The 15,823-nt window shown below is 57.2% G+C and carries 6 protein-coding genes and 7 pseudogenes; 6 read left to right on the top strand and 7 right to left on the bottom strand.

Annotation, left to right across the window (positions count from 1 at the left end):
* Positions 1 to 36: 36 nt before the first annotated feature.
* The 4 genes and pseudogenes from MET2598_RS41705 to MET2598_RS41710 all read right to left on the bottom strand — a co-directional run bounded on the left by MET2598_RS41705 (position 37) and on the right by MET2598_RS41710 (position 5,674).
* Complete coding sequence (locus MET2598_RS41705) at positions 37 to 519, bottom strand: hypothetical protein (protein ID WP_157182298.1); 483 nt, start codon at positions 517 to 519, stop codon at positions 37 to 39.
* Positions 520 to 1,115: 596 nt separating this feature from the next.
* A pseudogene (locus tag MET2598_RS37700) lies at positions 1,116 to 2,213 on the bottom strand (branched chain amino acid ABC transporter substrate-binding protein); the annotation flags it as partial.
* A 915-nt stretch (positions 2,214 to 3,128) separates the two neighbouring features.
* Positions 3,129 to 5,303, bottom strand: a complete 2,175-nt coding sequence (locus MET2598_RS40075) for an NACHT domain-containing protein (protein WP_084674037.1) — start codon at positions 5,301 to 5,303, stop codon at positions 3,129 to 3,131.
* Between the two features lie 41 nt (positions 5,304 to 5,344).
* The gene (locus MET2598_RS41710; protein ID WP_157182299.1) at positions 5,345 to 5,674 is read right to left on the bottom strand and encodes a hypothetical protein; all 330 of its coding nucleotides are present in this window, start codon (positions 5,672 to 5,674) and stop codon (positions 5,345 to 5,347) included.
* 601 nt (positions 5,675 to 6,275) lie between these two features.
* Between MET2598_RS41710 and MET2598_RS40540 the strand changes: the two are divergent.
* Positions 6,276 to 6,541 (top strand): annotated as a pseudogene (locus MET2598_RS40540) (IS630 family transposase); the annotation flags it as partial.
* Between the two features lie 209 nt (positions 6,542 to 6,750).
* The gene (locus tag MET2598_RS41715; protein ID WP_157182300.1) at positions 6,751 to 7,065 is read left to right on the top strand and encodes a hypothetical protein; all 315 of its coding nucleotides are present in this window, start codon (positions 6,751 to 6,753) and stop codon (positions 7,063 to 7,065) included.
* A 104-nt stretch (positions 7,066 to 7,169) separates the two neighbouring features.
* On the opposite strand, the pseudogene MET2598_RS37710 reads toward MET2598_RS41715, so the two are convergent.
* Positions 7,170 to 7,715: pseudogene (locus tag MET2598_RS37710) on the bottom strand (transposase); the annotation flags it as partial.
* A gap of 54 nt (positions 7,716 to 7,769) precedes the next feature.
* Here MET2598_RS37710 and MET2598_RS40080 point away from each other — a divergent pair.
* Both MET2598_RS40080 and MET2598_RS41720 read left to right on the top strand, forming a co-directional pair.
* A pseudogene (locus tag MET2598_RS40080) lies at positions 7,770 to 8,943 on the top strand (IS3 family transposase).
* 14 nt (positions 8,944 to 8,957) lie between these two features.
* Positions 8,958 to 9,107: pseudogene (locus tag MET2598_RS41720) on the top strand (IS3 family transposase); the annotation flags it as partial.
* Here the strand turns inward: MET2598_RS41720 and MET2598_RS40085 are convergent.
* Positions 9,104 to 10,221 (bottom strand): annotated as a pseudogene (locus MET2598_RS40085) (IS630 family transposase). The pseudogenes MET2598_RS41720 and MET2598_RS40085 overlap by 4 nt on opposite strands.
* Before the next feature lie 982 nt (positions 10,222 to 11,203).
* Between MET2598_RS40085 and MET2598_RS41725 the strand changes: the two are divergent.
* The gene (locus MET2598_RS41725; RefSeq protein ID WP_157182301.1) at positions 11,204 to 12,622 is read left to right on the top strand and encodes a hypothetical protein; all 1,419 of its coding nucleotides are present in this window, start codon (positions 11,204 to 11,206) and stop codon (positions 12,620 to 12,622) included.
* A gap of 332 nt (positions 12,623 to 12,954) precedes the next feature.
* Here the strand turns inward: MET2598_RS41725 and MET2598_RS0131165 are convergent.
* Positions 12,955 to 14,123, bottom strand: a protein-coding gene (locus MET2598_RS0131165; RefSeq protein WP_085984595.1) for an IS3 family transposase whose coding sequence is annotated in 2 segments (ribosomal slippage) — positions 12,955 to 13,856 and positions 13,856 to 14,123 — 1,170 coding nt in all. Because the reading frame shifts where the segments join, the coding sequence is not laid out codon by codon here.
* Positions 14,124 to 14,641: 518 nt separating this feature from the next.
* Between MET2598_RS0131165 and MET2598_RS37725 the strand changes: the two are divergent.
* A pseudogene (locus MET2598_RS37725) lies at positions 14,642 to 15,751 on the top strand (IS110-like element ISMtsp6 family transposase).
* The last annotated feature ends 72 nt before the right edge of the window (positions 15,752 to 15,823 follow it).

Raw genomic sequence — 15,823 nt, forward strand, 5'->3', positions numbered from 1 at the left:
CCTCTAGTGGTCATAGATCATTAAGGCCACGAACTATCAGGTTCTTGAAACATCCTGATTACGAAGATTGTGTTCATGCTGTTCCGGCTGATTAGCAGTCATTGCTGGAGCGACTCCGAATAAGCGCTCGAAAACGATGCCTATTAATGCGCCAAAAGCTGACTCTACCGCTCCGAGCCACATCTTAAAATCGTTCACCTTAAATTTAGAGAAATAGGCGAACTGTGCGACAACATATATTAAACTTACACAGAAGACGACTATGACAATATACATCGTTATAGCCGCAAGACTTCGGACGCGTTCATCCGGTGTGACACGATCTACATTGGCATTGTTGGCAACGTATTTGATGAACGGCGCGGTGTACAACAAGAAAACTGGCGCTACAATTAATATACTACCAATTTGATCAACGAGTTCCGGAAAACGTTTTGTCGTTCCGAGCATATAGATCGCCGCTATATGGCTTATCAGGACCGTCAGCCCGCACACATATCTGAAAATATACCAAGTCATCGATAGTTCCCCGTGGTTATTCTAATCGCGCTCTCTAGATTCTCTCTGATTTTTTCTTGGAATTTATCTTGAAACGCCTTTAACGCATTGTCGTATGAGCGCGGTATGTAGTCGAATTTATCATCGTCGACAGGTATCAGAGCTGCTGTCGTGCGGAGCATCGGCTCGTAGTCATGCGTGAAGAGCTTAAGCTTACGATCATCAATCAAAGATAAACTAATCTGCCAACGATGTCGCTCTACCCAGTCGCTGCTACCAAGTGCCATAAATTTGCTGAGACCGTATATTTCCAGCCTGCATTCAGCCAATTCTCTATCCAGCCTAGTAATCTGTGCGATAATTGACTTGTCCTTGCTAATCCACGGACCACCTCCCTGCAGAGCATCAAAATTGAAAAAATCGCGAACCGACTCTCTAACCAATGAGTCGATTTGTATTCGTTTAAAGACGTCCATCGCGCTTATCGGTATACTCACCGACTCTCCAGGGCTGAACGAAGCAGACCCTAGTCCGATCGAGCCGCCTTTAACATATCGTCTCTCGGTAGTTGGAACGTCTAGGTAAACTTCAGTACGCGTTTTAACATACCGCTCAACGTAGCCAATTTTACCATTGTACTGCTTCGTCCATACATATATCGTAAAATCAGGGCGAGTAATGTCGCCCTTCTTGTCGTACACGATGTCGCCGATCACGGTCTTGAACGCCTTCCCCGAGCGCATCACTTCGGCGACCGCCTTGCCGTCGGTGGAGTTCGCGTCCTCCATGGCGGTCTTCAGGATCTGAACGGCGGCATAGGAGTAGAGGGTGTAGGCCTCGGGGTCGATCTTCTTGGCCCGGAAGGCCGCGACGACGCCCTTGGCGTTCGGGTTCTTGCGGGCGTCCGGCGAGAAGGTCATCAGGGTGCCTTCGGCGCCCGGCCCGGCGATCTGGGCGAATTCCTTGTCGCTGATGCCGTCGCCGCTCATCAGCGGGACGTTCAGGCCCTGGTCGTGCATCTGGCGCACGATCAGCCCGGCCTCGGTGTGCAGGCCGCCGTAATAGACCACGTCGGTCTTGGCCTGCTTCAGCTTGGAGACCAGGGCCGAGTAGTCCTTCTCGCCCGGGTTGATGCCCTCGAACAGCACGTCCTTGCCGCCCTTGGCCTTGAGGGCCTTGAGCGTCTCGTCGGCGAGGCCGCGGCCATAGGGTGTCTTGTCGTGCACCAAGGCGATGTTCTTGCCCTTGAACTTGTCGGCGAGGTAGGCGCCGGCCACCGCGCCCTGCTGGTCGTCGCGGCTGCAGGTGCGGAACGTGTTCCAGAGCTTGCGCTCGGTGAACTTCGGGTTGGTCGAGGCCGGGGTGATCTGGACGATGCCCGACTCGGCGTAGACCTCCGAGGCCGGGATTGACGCCCCGGAGTTGAAGTGGCCGACTACCGCCTTGACGCCCTCGGCGGCGAACTTGTTGGCGACCGAGATGCCCTGCCTGGGATCGGAAGCGTCATCCCCGTCGATCAAGACGATCTGCTGGCCAAGGATGCCGCCCGCCTTGTTGATGTCCTCGACCGCCTGGGCGGCGCCGTTCTTGATCTGGGCGCCGAACGTCGCGTTCGCGCCGGTAAAGGGCCCGGCAACGCCAATCTTGATCTGCGCCTGAGCAACTGCCGTCCAAAAAACAGCCGCCCAAAAACTCAGTAGCCATATAGATTTCATGGTACAGTCGCTTTTTGCGAACGCTGCGCGTCATTAAGCTAACTGACTTCGATGCCCTAATCAACGGGGTTAGTGACCGTCCGAGAAGTTGGCAGGAGCGTTCAAGGCGACGGACAAGCACCATGATAGGGACCGTGTCGAGGAATACCCAGGATGTGCTCGGCGATGGTGCGGATAATCGCCGCCTGAAGATTGACGAGCCCGCTGAAGCTGGCTCGCTTCAGCCTGCGCCGTGTCAGAGCCGATAAGAAGCCCTCGCCGCACACCCCAAGCGATGCCATTTCTAGCTGACAGGAGAATGCTCTAGTGCCTGGAAGACGGCAGTTGCCATGTAACTGCTCCTCAATTGGAAAAAACGTTAACACGCCGTTCCTCCAGTAGGATCGCGAAAATCACTAGATTTCTAGCTTCTTCTAAAGAGTGACTTGAGCGAAGCGAAGGTCGAAGACTTTTTGCTTCTGTTGGAGTCGTCACCATCCCGGCGAATTCCATTATTTCCCAGGAGTACGAATTTTTTAGCGAGCCTTCTATGTATCGGTTGAACGGCAAATCGATTTAACGCTATAGCGTCGGAAAAAAGATAGACATCTACATTATGCTCGCGATCTAAGGTGGGCAGTACATCCTCTTGGCATAATAAATCCAATTTGTTTACGAACTTGAACGTCCCAACATCCTGCCGATTCCGCTTGAAATTACACTGAGCGTAGTAGTGCTGACCATCTTCTAACACTGGTAGGATACAAATGGCGACACGCCCTCTAGCATTCGAGTCAAGGATTTGCTCGGCTCGAATTTTCTCATCATCGAATCCAACTATTGCGATGAGCGGGCAGTACATCGACAACGGCAACCGGGAATTTGCATTGCTTGCGACACCCATTTTTCTCTCCATCGTAATTCCCCTTATGCAGGTTACGCAGAAACCGCCGATCTTCGCGCTATAAGCTTGGTCTCTATTTCTTTCAGCTCAGCAGCATACAATTTTCTATCCAAATACCGTGCGCCGGCCAAGACGACTTCCTCATCAATGCATGAACTGTTGCTTGCCGCTTCTATTAGCTCATGCGCACAACCAGCCGTACCGAGAACAAAGGCTCCTGACTCTGCCAACCGTCGATCAGCAGACCTCAACCAAACGACAGCGTGGGCAAAAAAATCAGAGAAATATATTTTAAATCTCGGGATCCTAATCAAGTCGGAAAAGGCTCGGACAGCATCATATTCCGAAGAAAATATCCTCGCGCACGCATTGTATTCTATGAAAGGTTCCTGATCACCCGTTACTAGATGTGCAACTAATTCTTCAATATCCTTCGATGCCCTGGCGCCCTCAAGGAAAGCGGGCGACAAGGCAATGGCTGCTCGCGCGCTTGCTGCACTTGAAGCAACATCATTGGCATCTTGTGGCTCAAACTCATAATCTCGGAGAAGAATAGAGCGTATTACGTTGGTCGCGTCGTTTCCCTTTTTTCTTAATTTGAACTTCTTACAATCAGACCAGAGTGCGAGCAGAAAGAACAGCGGATTGCGGTTTTCGTGGTCAAACCACGTAGTCGCAACTTTAACCGCTCGTTGTGATTCACTACTCAGCCGCCTCGCAACCGCTCGAGCCGCTAAGAAGTCGGCAAACAATACGTGAGCCCAAACAATTAATTCGTTCTCGATTCTAAATATGCCACTCCTTCGTGCCAATGTCTCTAAAATTTTTTTTGCGCGAATTTCAGCTACGTTCCCAATGATAGAACTATTATCCGAGCCTAAGATTTCAGCGACTACATCAAGCGCCTCTTCATATGTGCCCTGACGGCTTTCAAAAAACGTAAGACCAACGGCCTCTAAAACCGGTACCGTAAAATCCACGTCAATCTCGTGATGCAAATCCTGATAAATAGATTCTCGAATTGATATATCAAGAAATTCGTTGATAATCTCAGCTCTTGAACTTGGGATAGTCCCTTGTGCTTGATATACCAACGAACAGATAGTCAAATCAAGCGGGTTATTGATGACGGAAATCAGTGATTTCGCATGAAGTTGTTGATTGAATTGTATCGACTTCTCGCCTAATATTGCATTAGACAGTAATTCCAGAGTATTACTATCAACATTCATCAGTCTAATGGATCTTGCCTGCCCTCTGTCTGTGAGCTGCTGCCCAATCATAGTCAGCTGGCGAGTTGATGCCACGATTTTTATATTTCCATGAGTGCGGAGCGCGTCCAATATCCACAAACGCATCTTGTATCTATCGGAGTCGTTGAGTTCATCAAATCCATCAAGTAAAATGAGCCAAGGTAGCCCATCCATATGATGAGACCAGGCGGCCATAAAACCTGGCGACGGCTGCTCACCTTGTATGTCTAATTCGTTAGAAGATTTCACAGCATTCCATAAACGTTCTTCGATCGAACTGCCATTCGCACGGTTTAAATGTCTGAATTTCACAAACATAGGTATATACTTTGTGTGGAGCTCGGCGGATTCAGGGGCATCCATCGCAACCGTGGCGAGGCGAAGCATTGTTGATGTTTTCCCCGAACCAGCATTGCCCTCTATGTATACGCTATCTATGGTGTTATCACACAACCAGCGTCCCGCTTGACGCAAAGCGTCAGACGTCACTCGTCCGTCCGGCAACTGTGCCGGTAAATTTACATAACAATTATGTACTTCATCCGTATGGCGTAACGACAAATACGGCGGCTTAGCGCAACTCATGCGCATTGCCGCCATATAAGACTGAAGACTTTTCAGGTTCTTATCACATTTGAGTTCTTCTAGTATCTTTCTTATCGCAGACTCTACTGTCTCTCGGCCTGGCTCAGCGATAGAGGACGCTGATATATGCAAGTTTCCAATAGATTTAGCTTCGATGACCCAGCCTCCGATTTTGATATTTTCGTGTCCCGACAGAATCGCCCTCTTTAATGCTTCAAAATCAAGGGAATCCGCGCTATTGTTCCAAGCGATTTTCTCTCCCTTAAACTCCTCGCTTGTCGAGAGGTGCAGTTCGTTCGCGTGCCTGATTACGACCGCATTACGGGCGAAAACTGTCCCAACAATAGGCGAGTCGTCCTGAATAGACATCTCAGCTTCCAACAAGTAGCCAGGATCTATTACGCAACAGTCTACGACATATTGATAACTCCACTCGTATATTCGCTAACAACAATGACGTTTTTTGCATCCACTTTTTCAATCAGCCGATACGATGCCGAGGTTCTGTTATCCTGTTTTTTTAAAAGATCTACAATCCTTGAAGCAAGCTCTGGGTCATTTTGCATTTTTGACGCCAATTGTGGCGCTAGATCTGAAGGATTAGGATCGTTGTCCCAACCAATCGTCGCCTTTATCTTCCTCCAAACGTCTTTTCCTATTTCGGTACCGCCTTCCTTCAAGCATTCTGTTGCCAAAACAGCAACAGCAGACGTAATCGTCGAAAGTGAGATAGGATCCATTTATCGACTCCTATTTGCCGCGCTTCATCTCTAGTTTTTTTCAAATAACTGTCCGCATATCGCCTAGCTTACGCAGAGCTAAGAACGGGCATTGACTGATCTCGTCTAACCGGCGCCATCGGTCAACTCTCCACAACACCATTATGCAGCGCACGGGTTGTCCGATAAGGCTCCGAGCTATATTTAATCACAGAAGGTTGAGACTATCAAGCTAACTTCGACGCTCTGTGGCGAAAAATTTTCAGTGTACCACACGCGAGACGCTCCGCCCGAACAATTGAACAGCTAGAGCGCCGCCGCAACCTAGCGCGTCTCCAGCAGCACCACCGCAGCCTTCGCTCGACTCGTATGAGGCGTTTCCGCAAAGGGTTCGGTGATCGACGTTTCGGACGGGCGGGGGAGCCGGGCTGTCGTGCGAGCGCTGGGCTCGCGGATCCACTCGTATCCGGCGGAACAGAAAGTTCCTGACCAAGATGCCTCATGCGAGGCGAACCGGCTGAGCGGCGGAACCCATCTTTGGCGACGGCAGCAAATCCCGTCGAGCTCCGGTCACACGCCTGCCCCGCTAGCCGCCCGCAGCAGCATGGCCGCGTCGAGCCGGTCGGTCCTCGATAGGACCGTGATCGGCCGCTGCATGCAGTGCCATCGGCACCAGGAGTTCATCCGCTTCCTCGACGCTGTCGAAGCGGCCGTGCCGGCCGGCAAGGCCGTTCACGTGATCCTGGACAACTACGCCACCCACAAGCACCCGAAGGTGCGGGCCTTGCTGGCCCGGCATCCGCGTTCGGCCTCGTGGATGAGCGCGGTTTAGGGCTTCTTGTCGGCCTGACCCAGCGCAGGCTGAAGCGTGGTAGCTTCAGCGGGATTTGAGAAAATTTTCCGTGTATCTCTGATCCATGGTGATGCATATTTTGTCATGTAGCTCGAACTGGGCGGCCGAGCACAATGCACTGGTTTGTATGTGAAAATGTGACCCGCAAATTATCTGTTGACATTGCATTTTTAAGTTTCGAATAATATAATGGCGGCTCGCATTGACCAGAACAGGCTTGAGCAACATTGGAGGACGCCACAATGTGAGTATCACTCAGATTCGCTCGAAACGAAAAGCTTTTTACGAGGGGGCCTCACGGCTCTTTTTTCGCTCAAGGAACCTGATCATGAGCCATGCTCCAGAACAATCTACTTCCCATCGTGCTGCGCTCGATGCCGCGCTGATTGTTTTCGGCCTAGACAACAGCGGTCGGCCTCATGCTGCTCGCTTCGACGTGCACGAAGCAGCCCTCGCTCAAAGGGCCGCTGAAACCCTGCGCATGCAAACACTCGCTGTCACCACCGAGGAGCTCCGAGCTGAGGCCCAGGGGGCCCTACAGGGCCAAAACGACGGATGAGGTTGAACAGCCCCCTTGCGGCGATCCATGCTATTTTGTTGCCGCCCACGGGCGACCGCGTGACGAAGAGCTGGGTTCGAGGTGCAAGCCCAGTCGCGCCGTCCTCACAGCCGCTCCTCCTTTGCGGCGCCCGTGGGTACCCGCCGCCCCCGTCGGCTCCAGCCCTCGGTCAGGCGCCGGTAGGCGACCTCAGCCTGCTCGACGCGCCGCCGCTCCTCCTGGCGAACCCGCGTCAGGTTGTAGGCATAGGCGGGTCCGCGCTGACCACGTCGCGCCGGCTCACCCGAACGCAGCTCAAGCTCCCGCAACTTCTTGGCGTGAAGCGCTGGACGCACCCAGGCGTAGTCCTCGCCGCGCGTGAGCAGGTGCCAGATGATGACCGCCAACTTACGCGCGACCGCCACCGCCGCGACGTGAGGTCCGCGCCGGGCCGACACGCGCTGGAAGAAGCCGCGCAGCGGCCCCGGCCCGCGCACCGCCTGCCAGGCAGCCTCGACCAGCATGGTACGCGCGTGGGTGCGGCCCTGCTTGGTGATGCGCCCGTGCCGCGGCTTACCGGAGCCGGACTGATGCACGCTCGGGTTCAGGCCGAGATAGGCCACGAGCCGATCCGGGCCGGCAAAGCGCGCCACGGGTCCGATCGCAGCGATCTGGACTTGCTTCGGGAAAGTGGAGAGCTCTTTCCGTGAGGGAGGAGGTTCCCGATGCGAGAACCGAAGAAGCGCTTCACCCCTGAGTTTCGCGCCGAAGCCGTGCGCCTTGCTCACACGAGCGGGCGCAGCCGCCGAGAGGTCGCCGAGGATCTCGGCATCGGCCTCTCGACGTTGCGCCACTGGATCGACGGACAGCGCGATCGCGAGATGGAGGCGCCGCCCTCCGACCGCCAGGAGGACATGGCCGCCCGAGCTGAAGCGGCTGCGGCGGGGAGAACGAGGTGTTGCGCCAGGAACGCGAGATCCTGAAGCGGGCCACGGCTTTTTTCGCCAAGGAGGGAAGTCGATGAGGTTCCAGCTCATCGATGCGGCGAAGAAGGACTTCCCGGTCGCGCGTCTGTGCAAGCTCCTGGATGTCAGCCCGAGCGGCTACTTCGCCTGGAAGAACCGGCCCGCGTCGCGCCGTCAGCGCGAGGACCTCGTGCTGCTCGCCCACGTCCGCTCGGCCTTTCGCGCTCTCACACGAGACCCTATGGCAGCCCGCGCATGACGCACGAGCTGCGCGAGCAAGGGCTTGGCGTGGGGCCGGCGCCGCACGGCGCGGCTGATGCGGGAGAGCGGGCTCAAGGCTCGCCAGCCGCGCCGCTTTCGGCGCACCACCGACAGCCAGCATGCCTTCCCGGTCGCCGCAACCGGCTCGACCAGGATTTCACCGCCGCAGAGCCCGACGAGAAGTGGGGGGCTGACATCTCCTACATCTGGACACGGGAGGGCTGGCTTTATCTGGCGGTGGTGATCGATCTTTATGCCCGGCGGGTCGTCGGCTGGGGCAGCTGGCGACCGGCTGCACAAGGAATTGGCCCTGACTGCCTTGCGTCGCGCTTTGGTTGTGCGACGGCCGGCAGCTGGTCTGGTGCATCATTCGGATCGAGGTAGTCAGTATTGCTCGAACGAGTACCAGGCTGAACTACGAAGCCGCGGGATCACCATTTCGATGTCTGGCAAGGGCAACTGTTATGACAATGCGATGGTCGAGACGTTCTTCAAGACGCTGAAAAGCGAGATGGTCTGGCGCACCGTCTTCTACACGCGTGCCGAGGCGACCGAAGCCCTGGCCCGCTACATCGATGGCTTCTACAATCCCTGCCGGCGCCATTCCGCGCTCGGCTTCGTCAGCCCTGTCCGGTTCGAGAGGCGGGGCACCTGTTCAACCGCTCTCTACTAAACCGAAGCAAGTCCAAGCGTGACTACGCACGCCTTGCGATCCTGCCCGACGCCGAGACCGTGATGCGGCTTCTGCCGAGTTGGTTCGAGGACTACAACACCGTCCAACAGCACTCCGGTTTGCGTATGCTCTCGCCTCGCGAGTTCATCAGCCAGAGTGCCTAAACCCACCCCGCTACCTGTCCGGTCAAACTGGGTGCACTCCACAGTCCGATGGACATGATGCGCCAGGGCTGATCAGTCAGGGTGTTCCAGGCTTGGCAGCAGTGGTCGAGAATGGCCTCGTAGGAGGCGAAGATCCGGTTGCCGAGCCAGTTCTCGCGCAGGAACTGCCAGACGTTCTTGACCGGGTTCAACTCGGGTGTGCGGGCTGGCAGCGGCAGCAGTGTGATGTTGGCGGGTACGGTGAGCCTTGTGGTCATGTGCCATCCGGCCTGATCGAGCAGCAGCACGGCGTGCGCGCCCGGCGCGACGGCCTTGGCGATCTCGGCCAAGTGCAGGGTCATCGCTTCGGTGGTGCAGCGGGGTAGGACGAGCCCGGCTGCCGTGCCGCGTGCGGGGCAGATCGCGCCGAAGATGTAGGCGGACGCCGTGCGCTGGTCCTTCGGGGCTGCCGGCCGTGTGCCTCGGCGTGCCCAGCGGCGGGTGATGGTGTTCTTCTGACCAACTCGGGCCTCGTCGGCAAACCAAGCCTCTATCGGCTTGCCGCCCGTCGCCTACGCGATCTTTGCCACGCGGGCCGGGAAGGCTTTTTAAAAGCGTCAGCGGCAGCTGGATCCTGGGCGTGGTGGCGGGGACGGGCCGACAGCTTGCGGTAGCCCATCGCCCGCAGCACACGGCTCAGCGTCTGCTCGGAGACCGAGACGCCGCGGTCCTCAAACAGGATCTGGCTCAGATCGACCAGCCGCCAGCGCACCACCCCGTGGGCAGCCGGGATCGGTCCTTGCTCGACCAGGGTGCGCAGCGCCTCCCGCTGCTCGGGGGTCAGGCGCGGCCGCGCGCCAGGAGCTTTGCCGTCAATCAGCCCGTCCGGGCCCTCGGCGTTGAAGCCCAGGACCCAGTCCCGCACCGTCTGCAGCCCGACCCCGCCGAGTGCGGCGGCCTGCGTGCGTGAGGCACCCGCGTAGATCGCCGACAGCGCCAGCAGGCGGCGGGTCTGGGCTGGGCCGCCCGAGGCTTTGGCCAAACGGCGCAGCGCCTCAGCGTCGAAATCCGGTCGCAGCCGGATCGGAGCGGCCATGCCATCCTCCTCGGGCGAAAAGCCAGAGGACGGAATCACGAGCCGTCGCACACCGCTACCCAGCGTGAGTCCCGCTCATCGAGGGCTGGTATTATTGGCTGTTTGTCTCAGGTGAAGTAACCATTTTTCAGGCCGCAGATTGTACATCACTGGGAATACCCATTCAGAATGAGTAACAGTTCGGCGACGGTCTACACCGCGTGTACCGCAATTCCGGTGGTGCGCTGCGATTTCGGTCGCCTTCCTGATTGCTCAAAGCTTGCCGTCCAGATCCGTCTCTACAGCTATGGAACGGCTGTGCAATATCCCGTCTGAGAAAATCTGCTGCAGTCCCACCCCCTTTGCGGACGGCCGGCGAAGGTGTCGGCTGCCGAGAGGTGTCCGCTTCTTACCTGGGCAGTGACGGAGTGCCTGCTCGGGAGCATGAACGTCTTGTGCCGGGCCGGGTTGTGGCGCGGTGCCGGCAGGTGTCATCGAAACGGGGTTTCACGGGCAGCATCACGAGGGCAGGAAGCACCGCCATTAGGGAGGGGCCATCCTGCGCCGTGCGGGACAGTTTGAGACCCCTACAGCCTGTGACCGCTTGAACCACCTGATGGGGTGAGCGTTTCGCCTCGACCGGCGGCACACGGGACGGCCAGTTCCTGCCGTGCGGGATCAGGTGGGTAGTCGAGCGATTGTTCGCTTGGTTGAGCCGCTACCGCCGGCTCAACATCGTGTACGACCGCCAGCCGGATCTCTTCGCGGCGCACGTCTGGATTGCCATGATCTCCATCATCTCACGGAGAATGGTCGCCCATGCCCAGGCGCAGCAAGTCGTTTAATTGCGTACAACTTCTTGGGAGCTCTTACTCCAACGCCCGTGGCGCCCGCCACTCACTCACCTGTCAAGCTGGGCACGTCATTATGCAACGGGGTCTAAATTGAAAAGCATCGCTCGTCGACTCATGCTATTGACAGTTAAACGGTACAAAACGTACTCTGTCCGCTCTGAGCTTCATGCGAACTTGCGCAGTGGGGAATGCCGATGCTCGTTCAGCTTTCTTTTATAGAGTGGATTATTGTTCTATCTCTTTCAGCGTTCTTTCCTTTCGCGATTTTTTTTGGAAAAGGCAATATTCGTAGCCGCCGACTTGAGAATCTGGATAATCTCGAAAGGACTCTATTCAATACACAAACGGAACGCGGGCCGTCTCAGCGATACCTTGATGTCGCGCGCGCGCGGTACAATCAGGATATCCCTGAGACGCAATCGATTGTTTTAAATAGTTATGTAATATATACATTGCCAACGGGAATTTTTATATTGTTTAGCGCGATAGGTTTCTTTCTCGTGATGTCAATCATAAACTACGGATTCAGCGACCCTAACCTGTTAATGTCTGGATTATTTAACGATCCGAACAGCATCATTGCGTACCGCGCCGCTACTGCGCTGATCGTCTCTGGGGCGTTTTTGGGATCTTATATATGGTCTGTGAACTACTTGATAATGAGAGTCGCCAATTTCGATCTTACCCCCTTAGATTTCTTGCGCGCATCTGCACATATACTGTTGACTGTCCTGATTGCCGGAATCCTAAGGCACGTAATTGCGGCCGGAACAGAGGCCGCATTTACTCTAGGCATTGTACTCCTCATCGCTTTCCTGACTGGCCTATTTCCAGCCCTCGGAATAAATACTTTGATAGACCGGCTTCCGGCAAATTTTAAGATGAAACGCGTCGTTGCCGAAGTACCGGAAATAAGTCGAGACCTCCCTCTCGATCTCATTGACGGGATTGACTCCGGAATAAAATTCCGCCTCGCAAATTATGAAGTCAATGACGTCCAAAATCTGGCAACGCAAAATCCGATCTCGTTATACATATCAACGCCGTACAACCTTTTGGAAATATTAGACTGGATTGCCCAAGCGCAATTAATAATTGAAATTGGTCCCAAAGGGGTAATCAAAGCTCGCCAAAAAAGTGTTCGTGATATTGTCTCATTTTTAGATATGTCAGACGACGCGGCCGGCCGCGTACTGCTGGGCTCGTTTATGTCAGATGAAAAGCTCGCTGATGAAGTTGTCGAGACGAGAATCGATAGCTTAAAGCAAACCCCCTATGTGATAATGTTGCTTGACTTGTGGAAAGTTTTGTCCTGTAAATCACAAGAAACTTGCGACTCCGTTCGGATCACACCGGACGTATTTACGGCGAATGGACAAAAGCAATCTTTTTCTATAGCCGTCGCTCGACCGGTACAAGCATGCAGCGTCCGGTTGTTTCTGAATGGCGAGTCCGTTGACGCGACTGAGTTGAATCAGCAAATCTCCACAACAATCAGAGGAAATTTTTTAATTCCAGCCGAATTCCCGGCCGGACGATACGAGCTGCACATACGTAATGACGGCGAAGACTCTTTGGTGAAGGGAGTTGCAAAAATATCTGCTTAGTAATTCTGATCATGTTTACAGTTGGCGCTGATAAACTATTTGAGTGAGTTTTGTGGCAACTGGAATGTTGTCCCGGGATCGAGAAACGGAGATGTGAGGCCGGTGCGTTGTTGGGTTCAGTGCTCAGCCTCCAGCAGGTCTGCCAGCGCGCCCGCGTGACGGGGGTGTTCGTGGACGGGGACCGGGACGGAGCTGAGTCCCAGGTCTTTATATGCTCAAGGCACTGCAGAAGCAGTGCCCGGTCGAGCACTTCGACGGCGAGTGGTGCACCCCGACAGGGCGAGCGCCGAAAGTCGGGTTGGCGCATTCAGAAGGATTGGACTTGCTTCGGTTTAGTAGAGAGCGGTTGAACAGGTGCCCCGCCTCTCGAACCGGACAGGGCTGACGAAGCCGAGCGCGGAATGGCGCCGGCAGGGATTGTAGAAGCCATCGATGTAGCGGGCCAGGGCTTCGGTCGCCTCGGCACGCGTGTAGAAGACGGTGCGCCAGACCATCTCGCTTTTCAGCGTCTTGAAGAACGTCTCGACCATCGCATTGTCATAACAGTTGCCCTTGCCAGACATCGAAATGGTGATCCCGCGGCTTCGTAGTTCAGCCTGGTACTCGTTCGAGCAATACTGACTACCTCGATCCGAATGATGCACCAGACCAGCTGCCGGCCGTCGCACAACCAAAGCGCGACGCAAGGCAGTCAGGGCCAATTCCTTGTGCAGCCGGTCGCCAGCTGCCCAGCCGACGACCCGCCGGGCATAAAGATCGATCACCACCGCCAGATAAAGCCAGCCCTCCCGTGTCCAGATGTAGGAGATGTCAGCCCCCCACTTCTCGTCGGGCTCTGCGGCGGTGAAATCCTGGTCGAGCCGGTTGGGCGCGACCGGGAAGGCATGCTGGCTGTCGGTGGTGCGCCGAAAGCGGCGCGGCTGGCGAGCCTTGAGCCCGCTCTCCCGCATCAGCCGCGCCGTGCGGCGCCGGCCCACGCCAAGCCCTTGCTCGCGCAGCTCGTGCGTCATGCGCGGGCTGCCATAGGTCTCGTGTGAGAGCGCGAAGGCCGAGCGGACGTGGGCGAGCAGCACGAGGTCCTCGCGCTGACGGCGCGACGCGGGCCGGTTCTTCCAGGCGAAGTAGCCGCTCGGGCTGACATCCAGGAGCTTGCACAGACGCGCGACCGGGAAGTCCTTCTTCGCCGCATCGATGAGCTGGAACCTCATCGACTTCCCTCCTTGGCGAAAAAAGCCGTGGCCCGCTTCAGGATCTCGCGTTCCTGGCGCAACACCTCGTTCTCCCGCCGCAGCCGCTTCAGCTCGGCGGCCATGTCCTCCTGGCGGTCGGAGGGCGGCGCCTCCATCTCGCGATCGCGCTGTCCGTCGATCCAGTGGCGCAACGTCGAGAGGCCGATGCCGAGATCCTCGGCGACCTCTCGGCGGCTGCGCCCGCTCGTGTGAGCAAGGCGCACGGCTTCGGCGCGAAACTCAGGGGTGAAGCGCTTCTTCGGTTCTCGCATCGGGAACCTCCTCCCTCACGGAAAGAGCTCTCCACTTTCCCGAAGCAAGTCCAGATCGGCCTCAAACCGGCCAGCGGGTGCAGCTGCTCGACATCATGGGCGACCGCACCCTCGACCAGCTGCTGTTCGGCAACCGCGAGGGCACCGAGCTCGCGCGAGCCATCAACGACAGGCTTTGCGGACTTATCGGGCTTGGGGGCGACCACAGCCCTGGACCAGATAGCGATGTAATATAGCCGCGCCGAGCCTGCTGAAAAGGGTGATTAGTTTTAGTCTGGGCGGTCGGGTAGTGATTCTCTGTCAGTGTTAATGGCTAGAGATCCCATGCTGGGTCAGCAAGATCGGGATCAACTCAAGTTGTTCGTGGCAGGCTCGCTGCGTCAGATCTTGGACTGCCGTCAGGATGAGTGTCGATCGTAAGACCGTATGTCCGCCGAGCCGGGGTGGCTCGCCCTACACTGCGCCTTCGAGGGTTGCTCGGAGTGGCCGAGCCGATCCTCACCGCAGGAGGACGAGCCGTGGGCCATGCTACCGAGGTTTTCGTTGGGATCGACGTGTCCAAGATGCGCAATGCCGTCGCCGTTGCTGATGGCGAGCGTGGAGGCGAGGTCCGCTACCTGGGTGAGGTCGACGCCTCGCCCGAGAGCATGCGCCGGCTGGTGAGGCGCCTGGCAGGCCAGCACGAGCGCCTGCACTTCTGCTACGAGGCCGGGCCGACCGGCTACGGTCTCCACCGCCTCATCACCGAACTCGGCCACTCCTGCTCCGTCGTGGCGCCCTCTCTGATCCCCAGGAAGCCCGGCGACCGGGTCAAGACCAACCGCCGCGATGCGGTGGCGCTCGCCAAGCTGCTGCGCGCCGGCGAGCTCACAGCCGTATGGGTGCCCGACCAAGGCCATGAGGCGATGCGCGATCTCGTGCGCGCCCGGGCCGCTGCCGTCGAGAGCCTGCGCGTCCATCGCCAGCAGGTCAGTGCCTTCATGCTCAAGCACGGGCGCGTCTATCCCCGCAAGAAGGGCTGGACGATGCGCTATCTTTGCTGGCTGCAGGAGCAGCGCTTCGACCATCCCGCTCACCAGATCGCCCTGCAGGAGCTGGTCGAGGCGGTGCGGATCGCCAAGGAGCGCGTGGCGCGCATCGAGGCGGCCATCGCTGAGTTCGTGCCCACCTGGTCGCTCGGTCCGGTCGTGCGGGCGTTGCAGACCCTGCGCGGCATCGACCTCATCGTCGCTGTCACCTTCGCGACCGAGGTCGGCGACATCAGCCGCTTCGAGAGTCCGCGTCAGCTCATGGGCTATCTCGGCCTGGTGCCAAGCGAGCGGTCCGCCGGCGACACGGTCCGGCGCGGCGGGATCACCAAGGCCGGCAATGGGCGCGTGCGGCACATGCTGGTGGAGAGCGCCTGGACCTACCGTCACCCGCCGAAGGTCGGAGCATAGAAGCTCTACCGGATGGAAGCCGCGACGCCACGGGTGCGCGAGATCGCCTGGAAGGCCCAGACCCGCCTCACGGCTCGTTACCGGGCGCTGATCGGGCGCGGCAAGAAGGCGACGGTGGTCTGCACGGCGATCGCCCGCGAACTCGTCGGCTTCATGTGGTCGGTCGCCCGGGAGGCGCGGGTCGCCTGAGGCGGCCACCAAGCGGGACGCCTCCTCGCGCATCGGCGGGGGCGGGACCACGGCAGGAGAACGCCCGTCAGA

The organism is Methylobacterium sp. WSM2598 (assembly GCF_000379105.1).
Taxonomy (GTDB): domain Bacteria; phylum Pseudomonadota; class Alphaproteobacteria; order Rhizobiales; family Beijerinckiaceae; genus Methylobacterium.

Bases quoted from the DNA above. Each gene is read 5' to 3' on its own strand.
- MET2598_RS41705 (WP_157182298.1), bottom strand. From the start codon at position 519: ATGACTTGGTATATTTTCAGATATGTGTGCGGGCTGACGGTCCTGATA.
- MET2598_RS40075 (WP_084674037.1), bottom strand. From the start codon at position 5,303: ATGTCTATTCAGGACGACTCGCCTATTGTTGGGACAGTTTTCGCCCGT.
- MET2598_RS41710 (WP_157182299.1), bottom strand. From the start codon at position 5,674: ATGGATCCTATCTCACTTTCGACGATTACGTCTGCTGTTGCTGTTTTG.
- MET2598_RS41725 (WP_157182301.1), top strand. From the start codon at position 11,204: ATGCCGATGCTCGTTCAGCTTTCTTTTATAGAGTGGATTATTGTTCTA.